At 73.1% G+C, this 12,267-nt stretch carries 11 protein-coding genes; 8 read left to right on the top strand and 3 right to left on the bottom strand.

The features are described from left to right. Window positions 1–108: 108 nt before the first annotated feature. From OIE12_RS06310 to OIE12_RS06285, 6 genes are all read left to right on the top strand, one after another. Window positions 109–957: a TrmH family RNA methyltransferase gene (locus OIE12_RS06310; RefSeq protein ID WP_329132589.1), complete on the top strand. Its 849-nt coding sequence runs from the start codon at window positions 109–111 to the stop codon at window positions 955–957. 48 nt (window positions 958–1,005) lie between these two features. Further along, complete coding sequence (locus tag OIE12_RS06305) at window positions 1,006–2,193, top strand: sensor histidine kinase (protein ID WP_329132587.1); 1,188 nt, start codon at window positions 1,006–1,008, stop codon at window positions 2,191–2,193. 147 nt (window positions 2,194–2,340) lie between these two features. Next, entirely contained in the window at window positions 2,341–3,459 is a 1,119-nt protein-coding gene (pheS, locus tag OIE12_RS06300; protein WP_329132585.1) for a phenylalanine--tRNA ligase subunit alpha, read from the top strand. Continuing rightward, complete coding sequence (pheT, locus tag OIE12_RS06295) at window positions 3,459–5,963, top strand: phenylalanine--tRNA ligase subunit beta (protein WP_329132584.1); 2,505 nt, start codon at window positions 3,459–3,461, stop codon at window positions 5,961–5,963. Before pheS ends, pheT begins: the two co-directional genes overlap by 1 nt. Before the next feature lie 245 nt (window positions 5,964–6,208). Further along, window positions 6,209–7,567, top strand: a complete 1,359-nt coding sequence (locus OIE12_RS06290) for a transcriptional regulator (protein ID WP_329132582.1) — start codon at window positions 6,209–6,211, stop codon at window positions 7,565–7,567. Between the two features lie 52 nt (window positions 7,568–7,619). Further along, window positions 7,620–8,165, top strand: a complete 546-nt coding sequence (locus OIE12_RS06285; protein ID WP_030381838.1) for an NUDIX domain-containing protein — start codon at window positions 7,620–7,622, stop codon at window positions 8,163–8,165. A gap of 15 nt (window positions 8,166–8,180) precedes the next feature. Here OIE12_RS06285 and OIE12_RS06280 read toward each other — a convergent pair whose 3' ends face one another. Together OIE12_RS06280 and OIE12_RS06275 are read right to left on the bottom strand one after the other, a co-directional pair. After that, entirely contained in the window at window positions 8,181–8,438 is a 258-nt protein-coding gene (locus tag OIE12_RS06280; RefSeq protein WP_307171938.1) for a hypothetical protein, read from the bottom strand. 179 nt (window positions 8,439–8,617) lie between these two features. Further along, the gene (locus tag OIE12_RS06275) at window positions 8,618–9,478 is read right to left on the bottom strand and encodes a 3-hydroxybutyryl-CoA dehydrogenase (protein WP_329132577.1); all 861 of its coding nucleotides are present in this window, start codon (window positions 9,476–9,478) and stop codon (window positions 8,618–8,620) included. Window positions 9,479–9,663: 185 nt separating this feature from the next. Between OIE12_RS06275 and OIE12_RS06270 the strand changes: the two genes are divergently transcribed. Then, entirely contained in the window at window positions 9,664–10,917 is a 1,254-nt protein-coding gene (locus OIE12_RS06270; RefSeq protein WP_329132575.1) for a glycoside hydrolase family 10 protein, read from the top strand. Window positions 10,918–10,962: 45 nt separating this feature from the next. Here the strand turns inward: OIE12_RS06270 and OIE12_RS06265 are convergent, their stop codons facing one another. Next, on the bottom strand, window positions 10,963–11,325 hold the full coding sequence (locus tag OIE12_RS06265) for a nuclear transport factor 2 family protein (protein ID WP_329132573.1): 363 nt from the start codon (window positions 11,323–11,325) through the stop codon (window positions 10,963–10,965). Window positions 11,326–11,442: 117 nt separating this feature from the next. Between OIE12_RS06265 and OIE12_RS06260 the strand changes: the two genes are divergently transcribed. After that, on the top strand, window positions 11,443–12,219 hold the full coding sequence (locus OIE12_RS06260) for a helix-turn-helix domain-containing protein (protein WP_329132571.1): 777 nt from the start codon (window positions 11,443–11,445) through the stop codon (window positions 12,217–12,219). Window positions 12,220–12,267 lie beyond the last annotated feature (48 nt).

Below are 12,267 nucleotides of genomic sequence, written 5' to 3'. Positions count from 1 at the left end.
CACGGTGAGTGCTCGCGCTCGCCGCGGCGGAGCCGCGCAGACCACACAGCCCCGCGCCCCTGCTGCCCGCATGTGGGGGTGCCCGTCCAACGAGCCTGAAGGTAGTCCATGCTCATCTCTCCCCGTTCACCCCGTGTCGGCGCCGCCCGGCGGCTCGGGCGGCGGAATTTCCGGGGGAAGGAGCGGCTGTTCCTCGCGGAGGGGCCGCAGGCCGTGCGGGAGGCGGCCGCGCACCGGGGCCCGGACGGTGCGGCCGGCCTCGTGGAGCTGTTCGTGACACCCGACGCCGCCGACCGGTACGCGGACATCGTGGGGGAATCCCGCGACGCCGGCGCACGCGTGCACCTCGCCGGTGACGACGTCATCGCCGACATCTCCACCACCGTCACCCCGCAGGGCCTCGTCGGGGTGTGCCGGTTCCTCGACACGCCGTTCGAGGAGATCCTCGCCGCCCGGCCCCGCCTCGTCGCCGTCCTCGCCCACGTCCGCGACCCCGGCAACGCCGGCACCGTACTGCGCTGCGCGGACGCCGCCGGCGCGGACGCGGTGGTCCTCACCGACGCCTCCGTCGACCTGTACAACCCCAAGGCCGTGCGCGCCTCCGTCGGCTCGCTGTTCCATCTGCCGGTCGCCGTCGGCGTCACCGTCGAGCGGGCCGTGGGCGGGCTGCGGGAGGCCGGGGTGCGCGTCCTCGCCGCCGACGGCGCCGGGGCCGACGACCTCGACGACGAGCTCGACAAGGGCACCATGGGCACCCCCACCGCCTGGGTGTTCGGCAACGAGGCCTGGGGGCTGCCCGAGGAGACCCGCGCCCTCGCGGACGCCGTCGTACGCGTCCCGATCCACGGAAGGGCCGAAAGTCTGAACCTGGCGACCGCCGCGGCCGTATGTCTCTACGCGTCCGCGCGTGCACAGCGCGCCGCCGGAGGGTGCCGGTCCGTCACCGACGGCCAGTAGGGTGACCAGGGTTCGGGGCCCACGCCGGAAGAGAGGTGGGGTGCGGGGATGAGTGTCGGCACGAGCAGGGAACCGGGGGCCGGGGCCGGAGCCGGGTCCGGGGACCTGCGGGGTGGCCGGGACGGCCGGGGCGGCCACGCAGGTGATCCCGACGCGGACCCGGCCGGGTCCCGCGCCGACGCCGGTATCGACCCCGACGACCTCCCCGACGGACTCGTCGTCGCCGACGAGCGCGGCCGCGTCGTCCGCTTCAACGCCGCCGCCGAGCGCGTCACCGCCCGCCGTGCCGCCGACGTCCTCGGCCGCCCCCTCGCCGAGGCCCTGCCGCTGGAGGACCTGGAGGGCCGCCGCTGGTGGCAGCTGACCGACCCCTATGGCGGCCTCGCCACCCGCACCCGCCAGCCGGAGCGCAACCTGCTGCTGCCCGGCGGCCGCGAGGTCCTGGTCTCCGCCCGCTACGTGCGCACCGAGCCCACCGGACCCGTCCGCCGGGTCGTCGTCTGCCTGCGCGACACCGAGGCCCGCCGCCGCACCGAGCGCAGTCACGCCGAACTGATCGCCACCGTCGCCCACGAGCTGCGCTCCCCGCTGACCAGCGTCAAGGGGTTCACCGCGACCCTGCTCGCCAAGTGGGAGCGGTTCACCGACGACCAGAAACGGCTGATGCTGGAGACCGTCGACGCCGACGCCGACCGGGTCACCCGGCTCATCGCCGAACTCCTCGACATCTCCCGCATAGACTCCGGGCGCCTCGAAGTGCGCCGTCAGCCCGTCGACATCGGTGCCGCCGTCGGCCGGCACATCCAGGCCTACGTCGCCGCGGGACAGCCCGCCGACCGGTTCCTGCTCCGGCTCGAACACCCGCTGCCCGCGCTGTGGGCCGACCCCGACAAGATCGACCAGGTGCTCAGCAACCTGCTGGAAAATGCCGTGCGCCACGGCGAGGGAACCGTCACCATCGAGATCACGCCCTCGGCGTCCCCCCGCGAAGGGGAGGAGGCCGGCACGTCGGTCACCGTGAGCGACGAGGGCACCGGCATCCCGGAGGAGTCCATGAACCGCGTCTTCACCCGCTTCTGGCGGGGCAGCAAGCGCGGCGGCACGGGCCTCGGGCTGTACATCGTCAAGGGCATCGTCGAGGCCCACGGCGGCGTCATCACGGTCGGCCGCGCCCCCGGCGGCGGCGCGCGGTTCCGATTTACGCTGCCCGTGGCGCTCCCGGCCTACCTCACCTGAGAGCGGGCCCCGACCCACGGGCGCATCCGCACACCTCACCCCCGTTAGACTCGGCCTTTGGCACCTTTGCGTCCCGAAGTCGGTGACGATCCCAGCTCGGATCGGTGACGGGGACCTTCAGCCAGCCAACCGGAAGCACGGGAAGAGATGTCGGCACCCAATAAGTCGTACGACCCTGTCGAGGTCGAGGCGTTGAAACCGGAACAGATCGAGCGCATGCGGGACGAGGCGCTCGCCGCCTTCGCCGCCGCGGACTCCCTCGACGCGCTCCACGAGGCCAAGGTCGCCCACACCGGCCCCGCCTCCCCGCTGGCCCTCGCCAACCGCGAGATCGGCGCCCTGCCCCCGCACGCCAAGGCGGACGCCGGCAAGCGCGTCGGCATGGCCCGCGGCGCGGTGAACAAGGCCCTGGCCGGCCGGCAGACCGAACTGGAGGCCGAGCGGGACGCCCGCGTGCTGGTCGAGGAGGCCGTCGACGTCACGCTGCCGTACGACCGCGTCCCGGCCGGTGCCCGGCATCCGCTGACCACGATGATGGAGCGCGTCGCCGACGTCTTCGTCTCCATGGGCTACGAGATCGCCGAGGGCCCCGAGGCCGAGGCCGAGTGGTTCAACTTCGACGCCCTCAACATCGCGCCGAACCACCCCGCCCGCACCATGCAGGACACCTTCTTCGTCGAGGGCGGCAAGGGCGAGGACAGCGGCGTCGTCCTGCGCACCCACACCTCGCCGGTGCAGGCCCGCAGCATGCTCGACCGCGAGCCCCCGGTCTACGTCGTCTGCCCCGGCCGCGTCTACCGCACCGACGAGCTGGACGCCACGCACACCCCGGTCTTCCACCAGATCGAGCTGCTCGCCATCGACGAGGGCCTCACCATGGCCGACCTCAAGGGCACCCTCGACCACATGGTCCAGTCGCTGTTCGGCCCGGAGATGAAGACCCGGCTGCGTCCGAACTACTTCCCCTTCACCGAGCCGAGCGCCGAGATGGACATGCTCTGCTACGTGTGCAAGGGCGCCTCCGTCGGCAACCCCGACCGGCCCTGCCGCACCTGCTCCTCCGAGGGCTGGATCGAACTCGGCGGCTGCGGCATGGTCAACCCCCGGGTGCTCACCGCCTGCGGCGTCGACCCGGAAAAGTACAGCGGCTTCGCCTTCGGGTTCGGCATCGAGCGGATGCTGATGTTCCGCCACAACGTCGAAGACATGCGAGACATGGTCGAGGGTGACGTCCGGTTCACCCGGCCGTTCGGGATGGAGATCTGATGCGGGTCCCGCTTTCCTGGCTGCGGGAGTACGTCGACCTGCCGGCCACCGAGACCGGCCGCGACGTGCAGGCCAGGCTCATTTCGGCCGGCCTCGAGGTCGAGACCGTCGAACAGCTCGGCGACGGCCTCAAAGGCCCCCTCGTCGTCGGACAGGTGCTGACCATCGAGGAGCTGGAGGGCTTCAAGAAGCCGATCCGCTTCTGCACGGTCGACGTCGGGCAGGCCAACGGCACCGGCGAGCCGCAGGAGATCGTCTGCGGTGCCCGCAACTTCGCCGTCGGCGACAAGGTCGTCGTGGTGCTGCCCGGCGCCGAGCTGCCCGGCGGCTTCGCGATCTCCGCGCGCAAGACCTACGGCAAGACCTCCCACGGCATGATCTGCTCCTCCGACGAGCTGGGCATGGGCGACGACGGCACGCACGGCATCATCGTGCTGCCGCCCGAGTACGAGGTCGGCACCGACGCCATCGAGCTGCTCCAGCTCGTCGACGAGGTCCTCGACATCGCCGTCACCCCCGACCGCGGCTACTGCCTGTCGATGCGCGGCGTCGCCCGCGAGACCGCCATCGCCTACGGCCTCCCGCTGCTCGACCCGGCGCTGCTCGACGTGCCCGCGCCGAACGCCTTCGGCCACCCGGTCAAGGTCGCCGACCCGTTCGGCTGCGACCGCTTCACCGCCCGCACGGTGACCGGACTCGACCCCGAGGCGCGCTCCCCGATCTGGCTCACCCGGCGGCTGCAGAAGGCGGGCATGCGCCCGATCTCCCTCGCCGTCGACATCACCAACTACGTGATGCTGGAGCTCGGCCAGCCGCTGCACGCCTACGACCGCTCCCGCGTCCAGGGCACCATCGGCGTGCGCCGGGCCGAGCAGGGCGAGCGGCTCACCACCCTCGACGGCGTCACCCGGAAGCTGTCCACCGACGACCTGGTCATCACCGACGACCGCGGTCCGATCGGCCTGGCCGGTGTCATGGGCGGCGCCAACAGCGAGATCGACGACACCGAGGGCACCACCACCGAGGTCGTCGTGGAGGCCGCGCACTTCGACGCCGTCTCCGTCGCGCGCACCGCGCGCCGGCACAAGCTGTCCTCCGAGGCCTCCCGCCGCTTCGAGCGCGGCGTCGACCCGGAGGCGGCCTCCGCCGCCGCCCAGCGCACCGTCGACCTGCTGGTGCTGCTCGCCGGCGGCACCGCCGAGGCCGGCGTCACCGAGATCATCGCGCCCTCCGCGCCGCACACGATCACCATCCCGGCCGACCACCCGGACAAGGTGGCGGGCGTGACGTACGGCCGCGAGACCGTCGTCCGCAGGCTGCAGCAGATCGGGTGTGACGTGTACGGGCAGGACGAACTGCTCGTCACCGTGCCGTCCTGGCGGCCCGACCTCACCGACCCCAACGATCTGGCGGAGGAGGTCATCCGCCTGGAGGGCTACGAGAACCTGCCCTCCACGCTGCCCCGGCCGCTGCCCGGCCACGGGCTGACCGAGCGGCAGCGGCTGCACCGACGGGTCGGCCGCGCGCTCGCCGGGGCCGGCTACGTCGAGGCGCTGAACTACCCGTTCCTCGGCCAGGCCGCCCTCGACCAGCTCGGCCTGGACGCCGACGACCCGCGCCGGACGCTGGTCACGCTGGTCAACCCGCTCTCCGACGAGGAGCCCGCGCTCCGTACGACGCTGCTGCCGGGCCTGCTCGGCGCGCTGCGCCGCAACGACGGGCGCGGCAGCCACGACCTCGCGCTGTTCGAGACCGGCCTGGTCTTCCGGCCCACCGGCGAGGAGCGGATCCCGGCCCGGCTGCCCGTCGACCGCCGGCCCTCCGAGGCCGACCTGGCCGCGCTCGACGCGGCACTGCCGCGCCAGCCGCGCCGGGCCGCGGTCGTCCTGGCGGGCGCCCGCGAGCAGGCCGGCTGGTGGGGCAAGGGACGCCCGTCCGACTGGGCCGACGCGCTCCAGGCGGCGCGGGTCGTGGCCGGGGAGTACGGCGTGGAGCTGACGGTCCGTGCCGAGCAGCACGCGCCCTGGCACCCCGGGCGGTGCGCGGGGCTCTACGCGGTGGTCGACGGCGCGGAGACGCTCGTCGGGCACGCCGGTGAGCTGCACCCGCGGGTCGTCAAGGCGATGCACCTGCCGGAGCGGACGTGCGCGGCGGAGGTCGAGCTCGACGTGCTGGAGCGGGCGGGGGAGGGCGTCCTCGGGGCGCCCCGCATCTCGACGTTCCCCGTCGCGACACAGGATGTCGCCCTCGTCGTCGACAAGGCGGTCCCCGCGGCCGACGTCGAGGCCGCGCTGCGCGAGGGTGCCGGTGAACTCCTCGAGTCCGTCCGGCTGTTCGACGTCTACGAGAACGCGGAGCAGCTGGGGGAGGGGCGCAAGTCGCTGGCGTACGCGTTGCGCTTCCGCGCGGGGGACCGGACGCTCACGGTCGACGAGGCGTCGGCGGCGCGCGACGCGGCGGTCGCCCTCGCGGGCGAGCGGACGGGCGCGGCACTGCGGGGCTGACGCCTCGCCCCCCTGAGGGGCGCGCAGGCCCCCGGCGTATCGGTGCGAACCGGTACGCCGGGGGCGGGCCGCCGTCTGGTGCGAGGGGGAGCCGGCGGCCCGGCCGCCTCTTGCGAGGCACCCCAGTCAACCGGCCCCCCACCCCCCGCGGCAGCGAACGCACGCCCCGGATGCGCGCACTCCGTTCACACCCCGTGTGAACCGGTCCGCACTACCCTGTGCGCACCGAGGGACCGGGGGCACCCATGCAGCCCAACACTCTGCTCGACGCGATCCTCGACGAGGCGGGCGTCTCGCACGCCGGCCTCGCCGCCCACGTCAACCAGGCCGGCCGCGCCCGCGGCCTGGCCCTGCGGTACGAACACACCGCCGTCGCCCGGTGGTTGAAGGGGCAGCGCCCGCGCGGCCAGGTCCCCGACCTGATCTGCGAGGTGCTCGCCGCCCGGCTGCACCGCCCGGTGACGCTGGACGACATCGGGCTCGGCCTCCCCGGCGGACCCGGCGACCAGGCCGCCCCGCACCCGGCCGGTCACTCCACCCTCTCCGGCTTCGTCGAGCGGGCCACCGCCCTGTGGCGCTCCGACGAGCAGCAGCGCCCGCACGTCCTGGGCGCCCCCGCCGTCACCGGCACGCCCGCCGTGATGCCGGTGTGGGAGTGGGAGAACCCGCCCGAGGACACCGACGTCTCGCGCGGCGGCCGGCACCACGTCAGCCTCGCCGACATCGAACTGCTGCGCACCGCCCGGGGCCACTACGAGCAGATGTACCGCAAGGCCGGCGGTGTCGCGACCCGCGCCCGCATCGTCGGCTTCCTCAACGCGGAGGCGGCCCCGTTGCTGCGCGGCGGCTACACCGACGCCACCGGGCGCCAACTGCACCGCGCCACCGGCGGGCTGGTGGCGATCGCCGGGATCTGCGCGTACGACTCCGACGCCCACGGGCTGGCCCAGCGCTACTTCCACCAGGCGCTGCGGCTGGCGAAGGCGAGCGGGGACCGGGGGCTGGGCGCGTACGTGATCGCGCTGCTCGTCAACCAGTCGCTGTTCCTGCGGGAGTACCGGCAGGCCGTCGCCTTCGCCGAGGCCGCGCTGCGCGCCGCGGGGAAGACGATCACCCCCGCGCTCGCCTCCGACCTGTACGCGATGCAGGCCAAGGCGTACGCGCACCTCGGCGACGGCAGCGGCGCGCTGTCCTGCATCCGGCGGGCCGAGGCGGCCGCCGAGCACATCCGGCGCGGCCGGGAACCGGACGAGACCGGGTACGTCCAGCCCGGTCTGGTCAACGTCCAGGTGGCGGAGGCGCTGCTGAGCCTCGGCGACCTCACGGCGGCCGGGCGGCACGCGGCCGCGGCGGTCGGCACCCCGGCGCACGACCGCGGCCGGGTGCACCGGCTGGCCATGCTGAGCCATATCGAGCTGCGCCGCGGCAACGCCGACAAGGCGGCCGCGACGGCCGTGGAGATGACGGAGGCCGCGCGCGGCATGGAGTCCCAGCGGCTGCGCGACCGGCTCCGCGCGGTCCGTGAGCATCTGGTCCGCAGCGGCTGCGCGGGCACGGCCGAGGCCGCCGCCCTCATCGACGGCGCCCTGCGCGTACCGCTGTAGTTCCACTGCGGCTGCGATATTGCCACCTACTCGAACGAAAGGTGGCAGAACCGTGCAGTGGACGAAAGAGAACGAACAAACTGTGTATGAAAACCGCTGGTTCCGCGTCAACCTGGCGGACGTCGTCCTCCCGGACGGCCGGCACCTGGACCACTTCCTCATCCGGCTGCGGCCCGTCGCCGTGGCCACGGTGGTCAACGAGGCGAACGAGGTGCTGCTGCTGTGGCGGCACCGTTTCATCACCGACAGCTGGGGGTGGGAGCTCGCGGCGGGGGTCGTCGAGGACGGCGAGGACATCGCCGCGGCCGCCGCCCGGGAACTGGAGGAGGAGACCGGCTGGCGGCCGGGACCGCTGCGGCACCTGATGAGCGTCGAGCCGTCCAACGGGCTCACCGACGCCCGCCACCACGTCTACTGGACGGACGAGGGCGCCTACACGGGCCATCCCGTGGACGACTTCGAGTCCGACCGCAGGGAGTGGGTGCCCCTCAAGCTCGTCCCCGACCTGGTCGCCCGCGGCGAGGTCCCGGCCGCCAACATGGCGGCCGCGTTACTGCTCCTGCATCACCTCCGGCTCGGTCAGGACACGCGGCCCTGAGGACATCGCCACCGGTCAGTGGCCCAGCGCCTGCCAGACCGCGACGACGAGCGCGCCCAGGGCGGTCAGGACGGCGAGCGAGGGCAGTGGCCAGCGCGCGTGTTCCAGCGCGGCGAGCCGCGTGCTCAGCTCGTCGACGTCCTTGGCGGTCTGCTCGGTCCGGTGCGTGAGCAGGGCCAGTCCGCCCTCGACGCGGGCGTGCGCCACGTCCAGCCGGCGGCGCAGCTCCGCCACGTCGGGATGGATGACCGGATGATCTGGGTCGGCGGTCACGGGTCCGCTCCTTTCCTGGTCGACCCGTTCGTTGCATGTGCATGAGGAGTGAACTCCTCCGTCCGACCGCTGAGGAGAGTGTGCGACTGGCATATGCGAACCCGCCCCGCACACACCGTGTGAACGCCACGGACCCGGCACTCTCCGGGGAGGAAGTGCCGGGTCCGTGGGAAGGGAGGTCAGGCGTACGTGTAGAACCCCGAGCCGGTCTTGCGGCCCAGGCGGCCCGCGTCGACCATGCGCTGGAGCAGCGGGGGAGCGGCGTACAGGGGCTCCTTGTACTCCTGGTACATGCTGTCGGCCACCGAGGCGACCGTGTCCAGGCCGATCAGGTCGGACAGTTTCAGCGGGCCCATCGGGTGGGCGCAGCCCATCTCCATGCCGTTGTCGATGTCCTCACGGCTGGCGATGCCCGACTCGAACATCCGGATCGCGGAGAGCAGATACGGGATCAGCAGCGCGTTCACCACGAAGCCGGAGCGGTCCTGGGCCCGGATCGCGTGCTTGCCGAGGACCTTCTCGGCGAAGAGCTGGGCGCGGCCGAGCGTGCCCTCGGAGGTGGTGAGCGCGGGGATCAGCTCGACGAGCTTCTGCACCGGGGCCGGGTTGAAGAAGTGGATGCCGATCACATGGTCGGGGCGCGAGGTGGCGACCGCCAGCTTCACCAGCGGGATCGAGGAGGTGTTGGAGGCGAGGATCGCGTCGGGGCGGGTCACCACCTGGTCGAGCACCTGGAAGATCTCCGTCTTCACCTGCTCGTTCTCGACGACCGCCTCGATCACCAGGTCGCGGTCGGCGAACTCGCCCAGATCGGTGGTGAAGCTCAGCCGCGCCTGCGTCGACTCCAGCTCCTCCGCACTGATCTTGCCGCGCTCGGCCGCCTTGGTCAGCGAGTTGTACAGCCGGGTTCGGCCGATCTCCAGGGCCTCGCCGGTGGTCTCGGCGACCCGCACCTCCAGGCCTGCCCGGGCGCACACCTCCGCGATACCGGCACCCATCTGGCCGCAGCCCACCACTCCGACGCGTTCGATGTCGGTCACATCGTCCCCTTTGTTCCTCTTCGTTGCGCTGCGGCCCGCGAGCCCCCGGTGCGGCGTCCGTGGTCCGTCGCCTGCTCCGATCGTGCACGTTACCCCGAAGTACTGATGATCGATCGCCCGGGTCGGGCATGCTGGTGCGCCGGGCGACCCGCGACCGGGCGGGTCCGCGGAGTGTGGAGTGTGCGATGGGACGGTTGTCACGGCGGGCGTTCGCCATGGCCGCGCTGACGTCACTGGTGGTCGCGGGCGACGCGGCGGCCATCGACCGGGCCGGCGACGGCCGGGGCAGGCGCGGCGGGACCAATCGGATGCGCGGCATGTGGCTCGCGACCGTTTCCAACCGCGACTACCCCACCCGGCCCGGACTGACCGCGGCCCAGCAGCGGGCCGAACTCCTGACGCACCTGGACATCGCCGCCGAGCGGAAACTGAACGCCGTCTTCTTCCAGATCCGCCCCACCGCCGACGCGCTGTGGCCCTCGCCGTACGAACCCTGGTCGGAGTATCTGACCGGCACGCAGGGCCAGGACCCCGGCTGGGACCCGCTGGGCACGGCCGTGCAGGAGGCCCACGCCCGCGGGCTCGAACTGCACGCCTGGTGCAACCCGTACCGCGTCGCCAACCACACCGACCCGAGCCGGCTGGTGGCGAGCCACCCCGCCCGCCGCCACCCCGACTGGGTCGTGCCCTACGGCGGCAAGCTCTACTACAACCCCGGGCTGCCCGAGGTCCGGGCCTTCGTCCAGGACGCCATGCTCGACGCGGTGCGCCGCTACCGGGTCGACGGCGTCCACTTCGACGACTACTTCTACCCGTACCCGGTGGCCGGCCAGACCTTCGACGACGACACGGCGTACGCGGCGCACGGCGACGGCTTCCCCGACCGGGCCGCCTGGCGCCGCGACAACATCGACAAGCTGATCCTCGAGACCGCCGCCCGCATCCGCAAGGTGCGGCCCGCCGCGCGCTTCGGCATCAGCCCCTTCGGCGTCTGGCGCAACGACGCCACGGATCCGCGCGGCTCGGCCACGCGGGCGGGTGTGCAGACGTACGACGACCTGTACGCGGACACGCGGAAATGGGTGCGCGAGGGGTGGATCGACTACCTCTGCCCGCAGGTCTACTGGAACATCGGCTTCCCGGCGGCCGACTACGCGGAACTGGTGCCGTGGTGGTCGGCGGTGGCCAAGGGCACGGGCGTGGAGCTGTACATCGGCGAGGCCCTGTACAAGGCGGGCGACCCCGCCCAGCCGGAGGCCTGGCAGGACCCGGCCGAACTCTCCCGCCACCTCACGTTCGCGGCGGAGTACCCCCAGGTGACGGGCCACGTGTTCTTCTCCGCCAAGGAGGTCGGCGCGGACCCGATCGGCGCGATGACGGAAGTGGTCGAGGACCACTACGACCGGGTGGCGCGCCCGGGGCGGCGCCCGGTGCACTGAGGGGGACCGGGCGCCGCCCCGGTGGCCCCCCTCGGTGCCCCGGGCTCAGGCGCCGGCGGGCACCTTGTCGAGGAAGCCGCGGACGTCGCGGATGCGGCCCCCGCCATCCAGGACCAGGACGTCGAAGCCGATCACCACCGGCTCGGCGCCCTCGGGCCCCAGCCCCCAGCGGAACCGCAGCTGGCCGTGGTGGGCGTCGGGCTCGCCGACGGACGTGAACACGAAGCCGGGGAACTGTCCGTGCACCCCGTCGATCAGGGCGGCGAGCCCGGCATGGCCGGTCACCTCGGCCAGCGGGTCGGTGTACGTCACGTCGGGTGCCCAGTGCCCGGCGAGGAGTTTCGCCCGCTGCTCGCCCTCGGCGTTCCAGGTGGCCAGGTACGCCTCGACGACGCTCTTGGTGTCCATGGTCAATCCTCCGGATCGGTCGGTGCGTTGACGTGACCAAGAGTGGAGGCGCGGCGTGCGTCCGACCATGACCTGTGAGGTCATGGCGGACACGCCCGGCCGCTCTAGGCTGCCGGTATGACCACGGCCACGGACACCCGCGAGGTCGGCCCGCTGCTGCGCAGTTGGCGGGAACGCCGCCGCTTCAGCCAGCAGGAGCTGTCGAACCGCTCCTCGGTCTCCACCCGGCACCTCAGCCGTGTGGAGACCGGTCGCGCGCATCCGACACCGGAGATGATCCTTCACCTCGCGGACCACCTCGACGTCCCGCTGCGCGAGCGGAACCGGCTCCTGCTGGCGGGCGGGTACGCGCCCCAGTACCGGGACCGCGGCCTGGACGACGCCTCGCTCGCCCCGGTCATGGAGGGGCTGCGGGGGCTGCTCGACGCGCATCTGCCCTACCCGGCGCTGCTGCTGGACGACTACTGGGACGTCGTCGACTCCAACGCCGGCGTCGACACGCTCCTCGCGGGCTGCGCACCGGAGCTGCTCGAACCCCCGGTCAACGTGGTCCGGCTGTGTCTGCACCCCGGCGGTCTGGCGCCGCGGATCGGCAACTTCGCCGAGTGGGCCTCGCACCTGTACCACCAGCTCGCCCACCGCGCCGAACGCACCCACGACCCGCGTCACCTCGCCCTCGCCGACGAGGCCGGGCACCACCTCGCCGGTACCCGCCGGACCGCTCCGCCCGGCAGCCCCGTCCTCACCCTGGAACTCACCACGGACGAGGGCGCACCCTCGCGTTTCTTCAGCACCTCGGCCCGGCTCACCACTCCCACCGACGCCGCCCTGGAGGGCCTGCACATGGAGACCTTCCTGCCGGCCGACGCGGCCACCCGACGGCGGTTCGGCTGACCGCCCCGCTCGCCGAGAGGGCGGGGACAGCGGCGCCGGGCGTACACC

It is taken from the genome of Streptomyces sp. NBC_00670, assembly GCF_036226765.1.
GTDB lineage: Bacteria > Actinomycetota > Actinomycetes > Streptomycetales > Streptomycetaceae > Streptomyces.
This window is presented reverse-complemented; position numbering and strand designations above follow the sequence as displayed.